Below are 18,716 nucleotides of genomic sequence, written 5' to 3'. Positions count from 1 at the left end.
GGCAGTGAGAATCCCCAGCCTCCCACGCCCTCCCCCAGCCCGGATGTAACGCCCAGCCCCTCTCCTGTCCCAGACGCGCCGAAGATTCCTATAACTGACGAGGTGCGGGCCAAGCTCAAGCCCAACCAAGACCCGGAGAAGATTCTGGATTATGTGCTCAATGGCAAGAATGATGACCCTACTTTCTCCTTTGATGGGACTACTGCTAAATGGAAGCCTGAACTGGTGGACCAGCCCAATATTGGTGTTAAGCCCTTGGGAAGCTGGGAGGACGTAGAGGATGATATGCGCAGTAGTGCGGCTATTGCACACGGATTTGTAAAGATGCTTACTCGAACAGCGAGCGACTTTTTTTACATAATTGCAGATGAAAAAGCAGGTTGCTTTTTGCTCTTCTATCACCCGGCAGATGTCGAGGACAGCGCTCAAATGCGGGAGATCAAGTCGCTCTTGAATCTGCCAGATTCCATCCAGTATGACCGGAGCCTCTGCTATGAAGGCGCTGGCTGGGCCGGACCCTTGAGGTGGGAGTTATACGGCGCACAGGGGATAGCAGAGAAAATCGAGTATTACCTTACGGATATGCACACAGCCATACAATATTATTTGACTGAGCCGGAGCCAGGGAAGTTCTATAATTAAAGACATGAAACGCCCACGCTTAGTAATTACCCGCTAAACACACCTTTGGAGGATTTATAAAATGGAGAACCAATTTTTTGACGAAACAAATGGCCTATGGTATGAGCTGAAAGACGGTTACTATTACCCTTGCCTGACAGTATCAGAGGATGAAAAGCAGCCCATAGGCTTATGGGGCCGACAGCATAAGCAGTACCTAAAAGAGCAGAGGCCGATAATTTACAACTCGCTCCAAATGAACGGTAAGCTAAACGCCTACCTTGCCCACATCGACCAGCAAGCGCAGGAGCGATATGAACTTCTTGTTAAGCAGATGAAACAGGCTCGCGGTATTACCGAGGGTTTGAAAGCTACAAATCCTCTTACATGGGCTGGCAGAATGAACAACGCCCAGGCGTGCGCAAGAGAAATTGTGAATAACGAGATAATTTACAATTAGCAAACCCAGTCGCACTACCCAATTTAAGGAGTGTACTTCGCAACCCCTCATGCTGTATAATGTGGTATCATAGGCTTAAGATGGTTTATTGAGCCAAGATTTCACAAAAAATTTACAGAAAAAGGGTTGAAATTTCGAGATGAGCACAAATAATTGTTTAGCAAGCAAGCAAGCAAGCAAGCAAGCAAGCAAGGCATAACTGCGCCCATTTCAACTCCATATCACAAAAAGCCACAGGAGCACTATCGTGTTTCCTGTGGCTTTTCTGCGCGCATTTTTAGGGTGGAGGTGTGAGCATTGGAACAGTACATCATGCCGGGGAGCGCTTACCGAAAGCTGAGAGCCGCCAAAAGCTTGGTCCAGACGCTTTACATTTACGGGGCCACCGGCTTCGGCAAGACCGCCTTTGTGCAGAAGACCCTAGAGAAACGCAGCCATGTCTACCTGTCCTGCGGGAACTGGCGCTGGGACGAGCGCGACGTGCCGGAGCGGGGGACCGTGGTGCTGGACGACCTGCATCTTCTGGACGAGCCCAGGCGGGAGCTTGTCAAGCGGCTGGCGGCCGACCCGGAAATCTGGCTTATCTTAATTAACCGCAGCCCGGTGCCCTCCTGGCTCATGCCCGAGTATGTCAATATAGGATTTATCGTTATCAGCGAGAAAGATATGTGCCTGGGGAAGAAAGAGATACAGGGATATCTGGACAGCCTGGGCCTCAGCTATACGAAGGAGGGTCTGCAATATCTGGCAGACACCGCCGAGGGAAACGGCTATATCGTGCGCCACGCGGCCTTGCGGATGGCGGAGGGCCTGTCCCCAGGGCCAAAGATGTACCAGGAGATTCACGACGCCTTTGCCCGCTACCTGGAGGAATACATCATGGTGCAGTGGGATAGCGAACTGCTGGAATTTCTCATGGAGGTCAGCGTTGTGGAGGAGTTTACCCTGCCCCTGGCGGAGCTTATCACCGCCAACCGGCTGGTCTCCGTCATGGTGCAGAAGGCCATGGAGACCGGGAATTTCCTGTTCGAGAATGACGGAATGTACCGTCTGCGGCCGGTGCTCCTGCACGCACTGAGAAAAAAGGCTCAGCAAAGCTTGGGCGAGGAGCAGATAAAGAACTGCCGGAAGAGCGCCGGGGTCTGGTATGAGATGGACGGCCAGATCTCTCAGGCTTTGGAGATGTACGAGCAGAGCGGCAGCCAGGGGCAGATACGTGAACTGCTTATCCGCAATGCCCGGGTGAACCCCGGGGCGGGCCATTACTATGAACTTCGCCGGTACTATCTGGGCATGGACGAGGAGGAAGCGGCTAAAAGTCCGGTGCTCATGGCGGGACTTTCCATGCTCCACTCCATGCTCATGGACCCGAAAAAGAGCGAGTATTGGTACGAAAAGCTGTCAGAGTTTGCTAAAACTGCCCAAGGCGGGGCTAAGCGTGAAGCGAAAAGCAGGCTTTGCTATCTGGACATCGGACTGCCACATCGGGGCAGCCGGGACGTGCTGAAGATAATGCTCCGGGCGCCCGCTATGCTTCTGGACCAGGGCATTTCCCTGCCGGAGTTTTCCGTCACCAGCAACATACCAAGCACAATGAACGGCGGCAAGGATTTCTGCAAGTGGAGCCGGTCGGACCGGGCTTTGGCGCGGACAGTCGGGCCGCTGGTGGAGCGGGTGCTGGGCAGCTACGGCAAGGGGCTGACGAAAATCGCCCTGGGGGAGAGCCTATATGAGAAGGGCGCGGACGCCTTCGAGGTGCTGACCCTGCTATCCCGCGGGCAGGTGGAGACCGAGTGCGGCGGCAGGCTTGAGATCGCGTTCTCGGCGGTGGGCCAACGGGTGCGGATGATGATTTTGCAAAGAGATATTGCCAACGCGGGGGCAATTCTGGACTCTTTCCAGTCGGCGGCAAAGGCGCAGCGGGTCATGCAGATGCTGCCCAATATACAGGCTATGCGGTGCAGGATAGCCCTTTACGCCGGGGACATGGACGCGGTCCGGGAGTGGATGAAGGCCGCGCCGGACGAGGATAAGGAGTTCATCACCATGGAGCGTTACCGCTATTTCACCAAGGCGCGGTGCTACCTGACGCTGGGGGAAAACCTCAAGGCTTTAGCCCTGCTGGAAAAGCTCTCGGAGTACGCGAAGCTGGTCCATCGGACCTACGTGGGCATTGAAGCGGGGCTTCTGGTGGCCATCGTCCGGCGGCGGCTGGGTACGGAGTGGGAGCCACAGCTCAAGGTTGCGCTGGACGAGGCCGAGAGCTACCAGTTCGTGCGGGTCATCAGCGAGCTTGGCCCGGCGATTCTGCCGCTGCTCAAGGCCCATGGCCGAGACAGTCCCTGGTTTCGGCAGGTGCTGGAGGAGATCCAGCAGATGTCCCGGCGCTATCCAGGCTACCTGTCGCCCAGGAATGCCGTCCGGGAGAATTTTTCAAGCACGGCGCTGGAGATTCTACGCCTGCAAAGCGAGGGGCTTTCGGCCACTCAGATTGCCGAACGGCTTGGAATGAAGTCCGACAACGTGCGCTATCACATCAAGGAAAACTACCGCAAGCTGGGCGCTTCGGGCAAGGCAGAGGCCATTGCCGCCGCCCGGGGCTTGGGGCTGCTATAGAATATGAACGGAGGTATATGTAACATGAAAAAAATATTTGCAATTGCCGTAATACTGGCCTTGTTCGTTTTTGGGCTTACTGTTGGGGCGAGTGCGGCTGATACGCCTACACGGACGTCATATCTTGACTTGCCCGCCCAAAGTCCCGAAGGCAGCACAACCGAAGGCTGGACATGGACAGTGGACGGGAGCAACGGAACGCTGACCCTAAACAATCTGTACCTGCAAGCGCCCTCTCTTGTCAATGGCGTAAAGCCGATGGTCGCTTTCCCTAGCGAGGTGACCGATGTCCACATTATCCTACAGGGCAGCAACATCATCCAGAAGACCGATATGTGGCAATGCGATATTTTCGCGGCAGCCGGGAAAAAAGTCACAATCAGCGGGAATGGCTCGTTGGAGTTCCGTTCGGCGGACAAGAACAGCACCCTGGTCAACTGCGATTCCCTGGTGATGGAGGACGGCACGATCAGCATGGCGGATAATTGCCAAGCCGGTCACCTGTTCCACACGCAGAATGCCCTTACCATTAACGGCGGCAATATGACATTCAAATCTACCTATGGCATACAGTCGGAGAAGGGTCCTGTCAGTATTTCCGGTGGCGACATAAAGCTCAATATGGTAAATGCAGGCTTTGGGATATGGTCTGGGCCCAGTGGGGCGGTGGATGTCAGTACGCTGGCCAACCCGGGAATTGTGATTTCCGGCGGCACGATCCATACCAACGGCAGCATCAAAGCCTCCCATATGCGGGGCCTGTCTATTACAGGCGGAACCATAACAGCGGAAAAGGAAGTAGGAGGGGACCTGTTCTACGCCGATTCCACGGTGCGCTTGCCTGAAAATTTTTCCACAGGGCAATTATCTACAATAAATGCCCCGCTCTTGAAGATTCCAGAGGGCAAAACCCTTGAAATCCCAGGGAGCGCACATATTTTCACAAACAATCTCGCCAATGCAGGGACACTGAATAACCACGGCCGGGTCACAATAAGATCTGGCTACGATGGCAGCGGCGCCATCACTGGCGGTGGGCTGATTGACTTCAAACCAGGCCGTTGGAACGATGTGGTAAGCCATGCGGAGAATATCATTTTTAACCGCTGCCTTTCAGATCCTACCAGCGAGCAAGGGTACTGCTATGTCTACGGGAACGCTGCATGGAACTCCGGCTGGAGCTATACGCCTAAGACCATGTACATCCCCAAGGGAGGCCAGCTCACGGTTCCCTCCGGCGCGGACATTCAGGTAAGCGGTCCCATTACCATACACGGCGCGGACAGCCTGACCGGCCAGGGGACGGTTACCAGCACGGCGGGCAAATACTACATCGAGTACAGCGAGGACAGCCTGACGCCCCCCGAGGAGATGGACGTAACCTATGACGGCACCAACCTACAGGAAAAGGTTTTTGCGGAGGCCACCAAGCGCACACCCCCCTGTCAGGTACTGAACAAAGTGTTTGCCCTGGGCGGCGACTTAAACGGCGGGGCAATCCGCGTCTTTTACTCGGGCAGCTCCTACTGCCAGGCGGGGGAACAGTACATCCAATATACCTATGACCCGGGTATTTCTACCACTCTGGTGTATACGCATCGTTTCAATGTCAAGCCGCTGGCGGTCAGCAATGACAATATGACCCTTGAAAAGCGGACTGTCATGTATCGGTACAATGGGGAGCCCCAGGAGTTTGCGGTGGCATTTATGACCCTAAAGCATAACGGCGTCACGATTGCCATCAGCGGCAACTTTGACGTGTCCTACAGCAACAATGTGGATGTGGGCGAGGCGAATATCACCCTGACCGCCAACGGGAAAAACATGACCGGGACCCTTACCACCACCTTTACCATCAGCCCCAGGGATCTGTGGGGTTCGGACTTCTCCCTGCAGGAGTCGGTGGAAAAGACCTACGACGGGACAACATCGGCGGAGGACGTCCTGACGCTGACAGGGAACAGAATTTTGCCCCAGGACGAGGGCAAGGTGGGCCTAAGCTATGAGGCGGTCTTTGACAGCGCCGGGGTCGGCGAGGACAAAACCGTCACCGTCCAAAAAATTCGGCTGACAGGGGAAAAGGCAAGCTACTATTCGCTTTACAACAGCACACTTGGCCACCCCAGTATCTCCGAACCCCTGACCACCACAGGCAAAATCACCCCCGCCCCCCTGTCAGTGACGGTGGCCGGGAAAGATAAGCCCTATGACGGCAATACCGCCGCCCAGGTGGAGGTGGAGTTTACCGGGCTCCAACACGGCGAGACCTTGACCGCTAGCGATTATACTGTGACTGCTGCGTTTGACAGCCCCGGCGCGGGGGCAAATAAGCCCATCACCGGCACGGTTACGCTGAACGCCACCGCTGCCGCCAACAATTACACCTTGTCCGACGGGGCGTTCCAGACCACCGCCAGCATTACGAAAGCCGGGCTTACATTGAGCGCGCCTACTGCCGCGGCGATCGAATACGGCCAAACCCTTGCGGACTCGCAGCTTTCCGGCGGAAGCGCCAAAAATGGAGAGCAGACAGTTGAGGGAGCCTGGTCCTGGGCCGAGCCCCAGGCCCGCCCGCTGGAAGATGGGAGCTACACGGTCAAGTTCATTCCCGAGGATGGGGCCAATTACGCCACCGGAGAAACCCAAGTGGCGGTAAGCGTTACTCCCGCCCAGCCGAAAATCACCATCAGCGCCCCCAGCCGCCAGCAGGCCGGACGCACAGCTACGGTAGCCGTCCAGGTGGTGAACTCTCATGACCCGGACCTTACCGAGGGACTTCCCGTCCCTACTGTCAGCTATAAGATCGGCGACGGCGAATTTGCGTCCCTGGTGAACGGCGAGCTGCTTATCCCAGAGGACACCCAGGAGGGGACGGTCATTACCATTAAGGCGGTCACCACGGAGGCATCCGGGAAGTATACGGCCGGCGAGAGCACCTTTACCATTACCGTGGTGGACAAAGCGCCGGTTTCCCTCTCCGGCATCGTGCTGGAGGACAAAACCTATGACGGCCAGCCCGCGGCATACAGCGGCACGCCAACCGCTGTCGACGAGAGCGGCAACCCGGTAGATGGGCTGACCTACGCCTATCAGTGGAAGGACTCTGAGGGCAATAACCTGACGGAGGCCCCAAAGAACGCCGGCAGCTATTCCCTGACAATCAGCGCGGAGAGCGGCGACCATATGGGCGAGATGACCTTCCCCATTACCATTGCCAAGCGGCTGCTTACCTGGGACGTTTCGGGGCTTTGCGCTTCAAAGCCCCAGAACAGCCAGAAGGAGGCCGCAGTTTACGGAGAACTCCGCCTTATCGGGGTGGTAAATGACGAGGTGGCGCTGCACGTTTCCAGCGGCCTGACAACGGAGGGGCTGGCGGGAACAAAGGAGCCTGGCAATTACAGTGTTTCCGTGCGGGGAACCTGGACCTTTGACCCGGCAGACCCGGAAAACTATGAGCTTCCCGGCGGGAGCGACCTGCCCACGCTGAGCGCCCGGGTGACCCCGGTACAGGAACTGGACGTTCCGCCGGAATCCACACCGGATAAGCAGCTTAAGCTGGAGATGGAAACAGGCATCTCTACGGTCCCGGCGGCATTGCTGGCGAACCAGGACTTGAACACCCCCGCAAAGCTGGAAAAAGCCATGAAGCTGGCGGTGACAGAGGCAAACAGTGCCGTTGCGAAAGAAAATACTGCTGTGTATGATGTGTCGCTGATGGTCAGCGAAGACGGCGGAAAGAATTGGACACCTGCCACTAGAGATAATTTCCCGGCAGAGGGCAGGCTTACCGTTACCCTGCCCTACCCGGAGGGGACTGGCCAGAACACCCATGACTTTGTTGTAATCCATATGTTTACCACCGATGATTTCGGAAAAACTCCCGGCGAAACGGAAAGGCCAGCTGTTACCAAGACAGCGGAAGGTATCCGGTTCACTGTCACCGGCCTGTCGCCGGTCTCTTTGGGTTGGGTAAAGAAGTCCAGCGGAGGTTCTGGCGGCGGAGGCGGCTGGTATCCTCCCGTTAGTTACTACAGCGTGAAGGTCGACAAGACCGTGCATGGCACTGTCACTGCCAGCCCTACCAGCATCTATTCTGGCGGCACGGTGACACTGACCCTCAAGCCGGACGAAGGCTATAAGTTAGACAAAATCACCGTTACAGACAGCCAGAATAAAACTGTGGAACTCACTGAAAAGGACGACAAGTTCACCTTCAAAATGCCCGGCAGGGATGTGACCGTGAAGGCCGATTTTGTACCAATTCAGACGCCAACGCCCAGCCCAGGGCCTACGGACTCCCCAAGCCCTACGCCGACTGGCTCGCCAACCCCCACCCCCACCACATCCCCCAGCCAATCGCCAGAGCCATGGAAGAACCCATTCCCGGACGTGAGCGATACCGGTTGGTACATCAAAGCGGTGGAGTTTGTTTGCAAGAACGGTCTGATGTCTGGCTACGCAAACGGCAGGTTTGGCCCTAACGACAGCCTGACCCGCGCTCAGTTCGCGCAGATCATCTACAACAATGAGGGCAGGCCCAAGTCCGGCAGCGGCAGATTCAGCGATGTGACCACCGGCTGGTACGCGAACGCGGTAAATTGGGCGGCGGCAGAAGGTATCGTTGCCGGAGTTGGAGGGGGCAAATTTGCTCCTGACCTGCCTATTACACGGCAGGATTTGGCGGTGATGCTCTGGCGGTACGCCGGGAACCCTGAACCGCGCAAGAATGAGCTTGATTTCAGCGACGCCGGGAAGGTAAGCACCTATGCGTGGAAAGCCCTGTGCTGGGCCCATGAGAGCGGTATTGTCAACGGCAAGGGGAACGGTGTGCTAGACCCGAGGGGGAACGCTACTCGGGCTGAGGCAGCGCAGATGGTGATGAAATTTGTTAACAACCTCTGACTGCAACAAAAGAAACCCACAAAAATCAAAACGTCAAAATGTCGTTTTGGTGGGCGAAAGATTTTCGGTGACCAGATTTGAGGTCATGGCAGAATCTGCCACGACCTCAAACATCGGAAGTGTATCGGAAGACAAACGAAAAATAATGTGCTACAATCTGTAATGTGAAAAAGTAGTGTAGTGAAAAGGCGTATAAGGCTCAAGTGAAAATCGGAATGAAGATATTTCGTTCTGATTCTCGCGAAGTATATGATTTGTGTACAAATTTCGGCGGACCAGCTTTGAGGTTGCGGCAAATTTTTCTATGACCTCAAATCAGAAAATCAAGTTTACATTTTGCATTTTTGATTTTTTCTGCTGCCAACAGTTATAGATACCGAACGAAAAAGCAAGTGTGCAACTTGCACATCTGCTTATGGAGGTCGCGGCGCTTAGCGCCACTACCATGGCCATTCTCTCAAATGTAAATTTTTTGTGAACTTGGTTTATCTCTATATAATTTCAGTCTGGTATAGTTAAAAAATATTTGTTTCGACAGCAGCGAGTAGAAAAAAGTGAAATTTTGAATTTTGTCAAGTGTATAATATTAGTGGTAAGATAATTAGAGGGGAGTAGACTTGGTACTCCCCAATCCGCAACGCGGCGTATTGGCTTCGGCTGAACGCCGCTTTTTTCATGCCCATTTTGGGTGACCAGGGGCGTCGCCCCATCACATAGAATACTTTCAAGGAGTGATGCTATGGCAATTTTCAGAGTACAGCACGACAAGGACTACACGGTGATGAGTAATCACCACCTGCGCGACCCAGCGCTCTCCCTCAAAGCAAAGGGACTGCTCTCGCAAATGCTGGCCCTGCCGGATGATTGGGACTATTCCGTCGCGGGTCTGGCCTACATCAACCGCGAGGGAGTGGGAGCTATCCGTTCAGCCATAAACGAGTTGGAAGGGGCTGGCTACCTGCAACGAGTACAGGGGCGCGGCAGCGGCGGCAAGCTGGCGAACATTGTCTACAATGTTTATGAACAGCCGGTGGGCAAAAATCCGACAACGGATAACTCGCTAACGGGAAAACCGCCGATGGGAAACGGCACGAAACTAAATAAAGATAAACAAAGTGAAGATAGAGTAAATATTGATAAATCCAATCCCATCCTTTCCCGAGAGGATGGGATTGGATTTGAAACGGGTTATGCCAGTTATGAGCAGTTGGTAAAAGAAAACATTGAGTACGACCACCTGGTAGATGTGGTAGACAAGCCACTGCTGGACGAGCTTGTGGACATCATAGTGGAAACTGTATGCACTCAGCGTAAGGTAGTGCGTATTGCCAGCGATGATTATCCGGCAGAGGTTGTAAGGAGCAAATTCCTCAAACTAACTGCCGAACATATCGAGTATGTTGCCGACTGCTTTCACGCCAACACCAGCGAGGTGCGCAACATCAAGCAGTACCTGCGGGCTATGCTATTCAACGCCCCCACAACTATGGACAGCTACTACACCGCGAAAGTGGCCCATGACATGGCCAAATGAGCGCGGAGCGCACTCTGCCGAGCGTTAGCGAGGCGGTAAGTAGAGAAAACGGCTGAAAGGCGTTTTCGGTACGAGCCAGCATCGCATTTGTCCCGACACTCGTGTAGACAAGTGTGCGGACAAACGCAGCTTGGATAGGGCGTACCCTATGACCCTTGTTTTTAGACATATTCTATTTTGAGAGGAATGATTATTTGAATAACCAGAAGAAGTTTGACATGAGAATGACCGAGCAGGACTACAAGAGCTTGACCCGCAAGGCGCGTAAATGCGGGCTTACAAGGTCAGGCTACATCCGGTTGCTGATTCACGACTATAAACCTCGGGAGGCTCCTCCTGCCGATTACTATGGCATGACTCGGGAGTTGAAAGAAATTGGCAATAACATGAACCAAATAGCTTTCATGGCTAATGCCACTGGCCTTGTTGATGAAGGTGCGTACTACCAAGAGGTTCTGCGTCTGCGGGACGCTATTCAGCGCATCGAAAAGGCGGTCACAGGCCAGATTGATGAAGTTGATTTTGACGATGAATAAGCGAGACTATATGAACCCAGCGGGAGTTTCCTGCTGGGCATTTTTCATTTATGGAGGTATGCCTATGGCGAAAGACAGGAAGGAAACTGTTGGAAGGACTGTCAGGTCGGAAAGCGGTACCCAGTATTTCGTGGTGGGAAAATACAAAATCAAGGTGTCAGAACATTTCCCGGAGCAGGGAAAATCAATCGATAATTTGCTGGAGGACGCTGTGCACCGCGCCGCGTCCTGAGAGATATTTGGGGTAAAATAGAGCTGGAAATTGACCCGCGCTTATGTTATACTTGACTTAGTGAGTATTGCATAAGCGTGGGTTGTTTCCATTTAAGGAGGTTTTTTTGAGTGAAACAACCGAGCAATACGAAGATTTACAAGACTGCGCTCTACATGAGGTTGAGCCGTGACGATGAGCTGCAGGGCGAAAGCGGCAGTATTCAGACCCAACGCATGATGCTGCGGCAGTACGCCCAAGAGCATGGGTTGACCGTCATTGACGAGTATGTGGATGATGGATGGAGCGGCACAAACTACGACCGGCCGTCGTTTCAGCGCATGATTGACGCCATCGAGGATGGAAAAATCAACTGCGTTGTGACGAAGGATTTATCCCGCCTGGGCCGCAACTATATCCTGACAGGCCAGTACACGGAGATTTACTTTCCCAGTAAAGGTGTTCGCTATATTGCCGTAAATGACAATGTAGACACTCTTAACGGTGAGAACGAGCTGGCCCCATTCCTTAATATTCTCAATGAAATGCACGCCCGGCAGACCAGCAAAAAGGTAAAGGCGGCATTCCGTGCAAGGTTTGCCAATGGCGCTCACTATGGTGCCTGCGCGCCTATTGGGTATGTGAAAGACCCAAATCAGAAGGGGCATTTGTTGATTGACGGGGACACCCGGTGGATAGTAGAGAAGATTTACAATCTTTCTCTGAGTGGTGTTGGTGCTGAAAAAATAGCCCGCACTTTGATTGCCGAGAAGGTCCCTACAGCGGCTTGGCTCAACTTCCAGCGCTATGGGACGAATGCCAACAAGTATGCCGACCAGCCGGAAAACAAGCGTTACGCCTGGACGGTGGGGCAGGTGAAGAACATTCTCCGCAATGAGACTTACATTGGCGACAGCGTTCACAACAAGTCGGGGACGGTTTCTTTCAAGTCAAAGCAGAAAACGACTAAGCCGAAATCTGAATGGTTTATCGTGGAGAATACCCATGATGCCATCATCTCCCGGGATGATTTTGCCCGGGTGCAGCAGCAAATTGCTAGCCGCCGCAGGGAACGAAAAAACGGTACGACACAGGTCTTTGCGGGACTGGTAAAGTGCGCGGACTGTGGCTGGTCGATGTCTTTTGTGGAGAATCATCAGGGCAAAAAGCCATACTGTTACTACCGTTGCGCGAAGAACGCCTTTGCTCTGGGCGAGTGTTCCATGCACTATATACGCTACGATGTGCTATACCCCTATGTGCTTTCCCGTTTGCAATTTTGGATTCAGGCGGTGCAAAAAGACGGTGACAGGCTGGTGAACCGGCTGATGAATGCCAACGGCAAAGGGCAAGCCGCTATCCAAAAACGTCACATAGCAGAGCTAAAGCGGGCTGAAAAGCGCAAAGTGGAGTTGGACAGACTCTTTGCCAAATTGTATGAGGATTGGGCTGCTGGGCGCATTTCTGAGCGGAATTTTGCGATGCTGTCGGAGAAGTACCAGGTGGAGCAGGCTGATGTGGCCGCGAGGATTGAGCAAGCCCACACTGCCATAGAGACTGCCGCAAAGGGCGCTGAGGATGCTGGAAAATGGGTCGAACTTATCCGGCAGTATTCCAGCCCTACCAAGCTGACAGCGGAGCTGGTGAACGCCCTGATAGAGAAAATCACGGTACATGAGGCGGTGAAGTCTGCTGACGGCTCAAGGGAGCAGGAAGTGGAGATTTACTACCGTTTTGTTGGCAGGATTGATTGATGTTTTGATTTTATAGCTTTAAGTGCAGAAATACGGGGTATTTTACTTGTTGTACGGCGAATAAGCGATAGACCAAAAAGCCTTTCTGGAAACAGAAGGGCTTTTTTCATTGAAAGGGGGACTGCCTATGGATATGAAGTTGATTTACAGAGGGGGTGGTGATGGGTAAAATGCCCACATCGAAATGACGCCATATTTGATATCAGAGAAAGGATGAATTTATGCAAAAAAACTTGAAACGAGCACTTGCTTTTCTTATGACCGTCATTCTGATTTTCAGCGTAATACCCATGTCCGCTTTTGCGGCTGAATCCGCGCTGGAGGAAACGGCCTCCGCCGAAGCTCCGCCCAGCGAACCTCCTGCCGAAAGTGATTCGACTACAGAGGTTTCGCCCGAGCCGAATGTGACAGACGAGCCAGTTTTACCCCCGGAAACTGGCCCCTCCTCTCCTGGGGATGAACCGGCAGAGGAACCCGACAGTATCTACAATACTGAGCTGGCAACCGTGGAGGCCCGTCAGGTCTGGCCCGCACTCCAGAGAGCCAAGGCCAGGGCCGCCGCTGGTGTGGGTACGGCTGGCGTTCTCCAGATGGGGTATTACTGTTTCCCCATCGACAACCCCAATCTTGTGGCAACTCTAGGAAATAAATATATTGGCCGTATGCCTGCAAAGTCCATGCTGTATAACGGTAAATGTATCGCGGCCTATTGTCTCGACCAAGACCTGGGCGCTACCGCAGACCAGCCCTATACCTGGGCGGACGTAAGCAAAACCGGGCAGGAGACCATTGCCGCTATTCTGGCTGTGGGTTTTCAGTGGAACGCTCCTGACTTCTGGCACGGCCCCAGCGATGAGGGCGACAAGTGGGCTGTGACTCAGCTTTTGGTGTGGGAGGCGGTCAAGAACCATGTCAAGCTGCAGAGCAACGGCCTATACAGTATTGACGCTGCTGTGGACGCTGACTTTGAGCAGATCGCGCCCTACACATACAACTCCACGAAGTTTCTGGCCTATTACCGAGAGGTCAAGCAGAAGCTCACCGACTTTATGAAGATACCCAGCTTTGCCAGCAAGGAGGCCAGCAAAGCTGAAACCATTACTATGAGATGGGATGGGAGCAAATACAGCGCTACGGTCACAGACAGTAACACTGTACTCAAAAATTTCAACTTTGCGACTTGTCTTCCGGGTGTAAAAGTAGCTACAAATGGCAATAGCTTAACCCTATCTGCCACTGAGCCGATTCTTACCCCAAAAGTTTCATCCAGAGTGGAAAACGACAATAATCTAGCTGGCGGTAAAGAGGCTGTAGCCGTTTGGCAGACCAGTGACCCATCCCAACAGGACTTTGCCACCTACAACGCGGATGGCGGGGAGCCGGTAGGCTGCTACATCAAGGTAAAAACAGACGCGGTAGGCAGCGCAGGTCTGGTCAAGACCTCCGAGGACGGAAAGGTGGAGGGCGTCCAGTTCCAGATCACCGGCAGCGATGGGAGCAGCACCACCAAGACCACGGATGCCAGCGGCAACATCGACATCGACGGACTGCCCATCTACGCGGCAGATGGGAGCAAAATCACCTATACAGCCACCGAAATCAATGTTCCCAACAAATACGTCAAGCCGGACTCACAGACCTTCCAGCTAACCGAGGGGCAGACCGCCTCCATCCGGTTCGAGAATAAGCTGAAACGCTGGCGGGTCACGGTCACCAAGACAGACGACAGGACCGGCAGTACCCCCCAGGGCAACGGCTCACTGGCTGGGGCAAAGTACGGTGTGTACAAAGGCAATGAGCTGGTCAAGGAGTACACCACAGACGAAAAAGGCCAGTTTACCACCGACTACTTCCCCTATGGAGAGGACTGGACACTCCGGGAGATCAGCGCGGGCGAGGGGTATCTGGTCAGCGATGTATCCACCCAGCTCTGCGAGATTCCCGCAGGCACAAATGACGAGTTCAACGACAACACCGCCAGCGTGACCGAGGAAATCATGCGGGGCGGTGTTTCTGTTGAGAAGCGGGACAGCAAGACAGGGGAACGTCCCCAGGGCGATGCTGACTTCTCCGGCATCCAGTTTGAGATCGTCAACAAGTCCACGAATCCCGTGGAGGTGGGCGGTAAGAAAACCGCGCCCGATGAGGTGGCTATGACCATCACCACCAATGCCCAGGGCGTGGCCACTACCGGCCCCAATGTGCTGCCCTACGGCGATTATCTCATCCGGGAGAAATCCACCAACGCCTCCATGCTCAAAACTTTCACCGAGGAAATCCCTGTGACAGTTGCCGAGAATGGAAAAATGTACACCTTCACGGCTGAGAATGACGTGGTTCGGGGTGGCATTGCTGTGGAGAAGCGGGACAGCAAGACCGGAGAGACTCCCCAGGGCAATGCCGGCTTCTCCGGCATCACCTTTGAGGTTGTCAACAGCAGCCGGAACCCGGTAGAGGTTGGCGGCACCACCTACGCTCCCGGTCAGGTGGTAGCTACCCTCGTTACTGACGAGAGCGGCCATGCCAGCACGGAGGACGAGGTTCTCCCATACGGCACCTATACCGTGCGAGAGGTTGCCACCAATGAATCCATGCTCCAGACCTTCACGGAGCAAACGGTGCAGGTCAGGGAGCACAAAAAGATTTATGTGGTCACAGCGGAGAATGAAGTGGTTCGGGGCGGCTTGGCCGTTGAAAAGCGGGACAGCATCACCGGCAGCACGCCCCAAGGCAACGCGGATTTTTCCGGCATCACCTTTGAGATCATCAACGACAGCAAGAATCCGGTCATCGTCAACGACAAGAGCATTGCTCCCGGCGAGGTTGGCGTGATCGTTTTTGAGGACCTGCCTTTCGGTAGCTATACCTATCAGGAGGTTTACGCCCCGGAGGGGTACAAACTGGACGATACCGAGCACAAGTTTGAGATCGGCGCAAAAACGCCTACGGTGGAAGTTACTGCCGAAAACGAGAAGATACCCACCACCCCCTCTAAGGACGTGCCCAAGACCGGCGATACCTGGCCTAGCCCCTGGCTGATTGGCGGTGCGGCCTTGCTCATGCTTGCCTGCGCTGGGCGGCTGCTCTGGTATCTGCTCAAGCACCGGCGCGCATAAGGAGAACAGTATGAAGAAACTGAATCAACTGGCCGCTGTCGTTCTGGCAGCGGCTTTCGCATTTGCCGGCGCACTCCCGGTTGGGGCAGTGGTAGTCACAGACGCGCCCACCCCGGACCGGGTTTTCTATAGGGAGACCGCCGGGGAGACATTCTCCGGCGAGTTTACCATGGATAAAGAAATCACCAATGTGGAGGCGGGGCAGGACCCCGCCTTTATTCTTTCTTTTGAAAAGAATACGCTGAAATTTGATTCCCTCTATGCCTCCACCGTACAGACTGTTAAGCTGGTATGCAGCAGGGAAACGGTTGAGAAAAAGCTGGGTCTTGCCGTGTATGACCCGGTGGACATTGCCCCGGCGAAAGGCAGTGTGATTCTCACGGTCAAGAACAGCCGTACTCTAAAGCCGGTCAGCAATGCCGCCTATACCTTGTATAAGGGAACGGCGGCGGTAAAATCCGGCCTGACTACGGATAAGGCCGGACAGATTACCGTGGGCAGTCTGGACCCTGGCGAGTATGAGCTGCGGCCTACTTCTACTCCAAAGGGGTACAAATCGGCTGCTGGCGTGAAGTTCTCCGTCACCAGCATGGTTATCTCTGGCGGCGATAAAGAGATACGCACCAGCGAGGGCAAGAAGATCGTAGCCGGGGAAAACGAGGTTTTGATTGCCGGGAAGTTCTCGCCGGACATAGAACTGATTGCCAGCCATGAAAAGCAGATCGGCAGTGTGACCGTAACCTATGAGAATTACGGCGCTACGCTGGGCAAAAAGGGCGAGAGCAAGACCTTTGAGTATGTCACCCTGCAAGCCGCCCAGGAGGAATTGAACCACCTCAAGAACGGTGGCGGAATATGCGGCGCGGTGCATATCTCCTACAAACTGGCCGAGAAATCCGGGCGCAGCTACACGCAGTATCTGACGGAAAAAGAACCGGACCCTACGCCAGTCCCGGCACCTCCCGTCAACCAGGGCGGGACATCCAACAATGTGACGAAACCCACGCCCACCGCAACGACTGCGCCAAAGGTCACGCCTACTCCGGCCCCGACTGCTACGCCCAAGCCCACATCTACCCCAAAGCCCACGGCTGTTCCCTCACCTACGCCTATCCCCGATGGGCAGCTCACCATCGCCTGTACCTCTGACAAAACAGGGCAGGCGTTCTCTTTTGAAGTCAGCGGGACAAAGGCCGAGGGCGGCAAGTTCAGCAAAGACTTTAAGACCGGCGCAGATGGAAAAATTGTCACTGAGATTCCGGCTGGTAAGTACACCGTCACGCCCAAAAGCGTGAAAGGGTTTGAACTGCTGGAGCCGCAGATAATCGAGCTGGCAGGCAGTGGGAGCGCCTATCTGACCTTTAGGTTTGTAGCGAACCAGCGCGACTTGACCCTGACCGTTTTGGACGATGACAGCCAGCCGGTTCCCGGTGTGACCGTGGGGATTTTTGAACCGGGAGAGGCCCCCTTGCCGGAAGTCAAAAAGGAAACGGAGAGCGGCAGTACCGACATCAGCGAAACTCTGGCCCAGCTCAAGGACCAGAAAGCCGCTGATGAAAAGCGCGCCGACCCTTACACCAAGGCCAACGCGCTTTATGTTGGCAAGACCGGCGAAGATGGGACCGCGCTTATTCAGAATGTGCCGGTCGCGGCGTTTGTGGCAGTCCCCATTGAACTGCCGGACGGGTATTCTATGGAGAAAATCGCCACAGACATTCCCTCTGGGATTGAGAGTAAGTTCACGGTAGCTTGTAAATATGTGGCTGTTGACTTGTCTGTGTGGAGTACCGCCACTGATTCTGCCGTGGTAGGCGCTGACCTGGCGCTGCTGAGTAAGGATAATACTGAGCTGGCGAAATGGACTTCTGAGGGAACTGTCCACCGCCTTATCCGGGTTCCCAAGGGCGAGTATGCGCTGAAAATTACCCAGGATGGGCAGAGTGATACCGTTCGTTTTGAGGTTAGTAATGAGGAATCTTTGCAGAAAATCCAGGTAAAAACCTATCTTCCCGGCGAGGTCTCAGAAGATGAGCCGCAGGGCTTTACCTTGAAGGACTATGAGAACATCCTGCCTTTTGCCGCCGCTGGCATGGTGCTGTTGGCTGGACTGATTATTGGAATTTTCATTTACCGGGATTCCCGCAAGCGCTCCGGAGGCCGCCGATGAAACGTCTGGCGGCGGCGCTGGCTGTGCTGTTGGTTCTTGGCTCCACAGTTGCCGCCTGCTGGCTGGTGAACGTCTGGCATGAATCAAAAGAACAGGAGGCAAAAATCGCAGAGATTCGCAAGATGGCCGTTAGGGGAACCGTCACGGATTTGAAAGGAGGACTGGAATCTGTGGCGAAACCCTCTGCGGCTCCAAAATCTGGCGAGGAAAGTTCTGGTGGATTCGTCCTCCATGATTTGGCTCTGCTGAAGGAGAAGAACCCGGACTGCGTGGGCTGGATTTCCATTCCCGGCACGGGCATTGATTTTCCTGTTATGCAGAGTACGGATGTGCCGGATTTCTACCTAGAGCACGACTTTGAGGGGAACTACACCGACTACGGCCTGCCATTTCTGGATGAGCGGTGCAGCCTGGACACTTCCGACAACCTCATTATTTACGGCCACCACATGAACGACGGCAGTATGTTTTCCGTGCTGCTAAACTATGTAGATGAGGACTACTGCGCCGCCCATACTGAGATACTTCTGGAAACAGAGCAGGGCGCTGAAATATACCAAGTGGCGGCGGTAGTTCGGGAAAAGGGCAGCTATGCGGATGGCGAGTGGAGCCTGTTTGACCAAATCAATATGGGCGCAGATTCTTTCAACACCCTTGTGGAAAACCTCAGGGGAAGGAGGCTGTACGATACCGGGCGGGAGTTTGTCTTTGGGGACAGACTCTTGACCCTTGTGACCTGTGAGTATTCGCAAAATAACGGAAGATTGGCGGTGATAGCTGTTAATGACTAACTAAAAGG

At 54.2% G+C, this 18,716-nt stretch carries 11 protein-coding genes; all 11 read left to right on the top strand.

What is annotated here, in order from left to right; translation table 11 throughout:
* The coding region (locus D5270_RS15305) for a hypothetical protein (RefSeq protein ID WP_207709408.1) at positions 1-642 on the top strand (642 nt) is incomplete at its 5' end.
* Positions 643-703: 61 nt separating this feature from the next.
* The gene (locus tag D5270_RS15300) at positions 704-1,081 is read left to right on the top strand and encodes a TnpV protein (protein ID WP_166544907.1); all 378 of its coding nucleotides are present in this window, start codon (positions 704-706) and stop codon (positions 1,079-1,081) included.
* Between the two features lie 297 nt (positions 1,082-1,378).
* Positions 1,379-3,697: a LuxR C-terminal-related transcriptional regulator gene (locus tag D5270_RS15295; protein ID WP_166544906.1), complete on the top strand. Its 2,319-nt coding sequence runs from the start codon at positions 1,379-1,381 to the stop codon at positions 3,695-3,697.
* A 24-nt stretch (positions 3,698-3,721) separates the two neighbouring features.
* Positions 3,722-8,599, top strand: a complete 4,878-nt coding sequence (locus D5270_RS15290) for an S-layer homology domain-containing protein (RefSeq protein ID WP_166544905.1) — start codon at positions 3,722-3,724, stop codon at positions 8,597-8,599.
* Positions 8,600-9,338: 739 nt separating this feature from the next.
* Entirely contained in the window at positions 9,339-10,133 is a 795-nt protein-coding gene (locus D5270_RS15285) for a DUF6017 domain-containing protein (protein ID WP_166544904.1), read from the top strand.
* Positions 10,134-10,288: 155 nt separating this feature from the next.
* Positions 10,289-10,669, top strand: coding sequence for a plasmid mobilization protein (locus tag D5270_RS15280; protein WP_166544903.1), 381 nt, complete (start codon positions 10,289-10,291; stop codon positions 10,667-10,669).
* A gap of 64 nt (positions 10,670-10,733) precedes the next feature.
* Positions 10,734-10,901: a hypothetical protein gene (locus tag D5270_RS15275; RefSeq protein WP_166544902.1), complete on the top strand. Its 168-nt coding sequence runs from the start codon at positions 10,734-10,736 to the stop codon at positions 10,899-10,901.
* A gap of 110 nt (positions 10,902-11,011) precedes the next feature.
* The gene (locus D5270_RS15270) at positions 11,012-12,634 is read left to right on the top strand and encodes a recombinase family protein (RefSeq protein WP_330587545.1); all 1,623 of its coding nucleotides are present in this window, start codon (positions 11,012-11,014) and stop codon (positions 12,632-12,634) included.
* Between the two features lie 257 nt (positions 12,635-12,891).
* Positions 12,892-15,750: an MSCRAMM family protein gene (locus tag D5270_RS15265; protein WP_166544901.1), complete on the top strand. Its 2,859-nt coding sequence runs from the start codon at positions 12,892-12,894 to the stop codon at positions 15,748-15,750.
* Positions 15,751-15,760: 10 nt separating this feature from the next.
* Entirely contained in the window at positions 15,761-17,917 is a 2,157-nt protein-coding gene (locus tag D5270_RS15260) for a prealbumin-like fold domain-containing protein (protein WP_166544900.1), read from the top strand.
* Complete coding sequence (locus tag D5270_RS15255; protein ID WP_166544899.1) at positions 17,914-18,708, top strand: class B sortase; 795 nt, start codon at positions 17,914-17,916, stop codon at positions 18,706-18,708. The genes D5270_RS15260 and D5270_RS15255 overlap by 4 nt, the downstream gene beginning before the upstream one ends.
* Positions 18,709-18,716: the final 8 nt, after the last annotated feature.

Origin of the sequence: Acutalibacter sp. 1XD8-36 (assembly GCF_009917525.1) — a bacterium.
Classification (GTDB): Bacteria; Bacillota; Clostridia; order Oscillospirales; family Acutalibacteraceae; genus Acutalibacter.
Note: the sequence above shows the minus strand (reverse complement) of the source record. Positions and strands in the feature narration are given on the sequence as shown.

Bases quoted from the DNA above. Each gene is read 5' to 3' on its own strand.
- D5270_RS15265 (WP_166544901.1), top strand. From the start codon at position 12,892: ATGACCGTCATTCTGATTTTCAGCGTAATACCCATGTCCGCTTTTGCG.
- D5270_RS15285 (WP_166544904.1), top strand. From the start codon at position 9,339: ATGGCAATTTTCAGAGTACAGCACGACAAGGACTACACGGTGATGAGT.
- D5270_RS15255 (WP_166544899.1), top strand. From the start codon at position 17,914: ATGAAACGTCTGGCGGCGGCGCTGGCTGTGCTGTTGGTTCTTGGCTCC.
- D5270_RS15300 (WP_166544907.1), top strand. From the start codon at position 704: ATGGAGAACCAATTTTTTGACGAAACAAATGGCCTATGGTATGAGCTG.
- D5270_RS15275 (WP_166544902.1), top strand. From the start codon at position 10,734: ATGGCGAAAGACAGGAAGGAAACTGTTGGAAGGACTGTCAGGTCGGAA.
- D5270_RS15290 (WP_166544905.1), top strand. From the start codon at position 3,722: ATGAAAAAAATATTTGCAATTGCCGTAATACTGGCCTTGTTCGTTTTT.
- D5270_RS15260 (WP_166544900.1), top strand. From the start codon at position 15,761: ATGAAGAAACTGAATCAACTGGCCGCTGTCGTTCTGGCAGCGGCTTTC.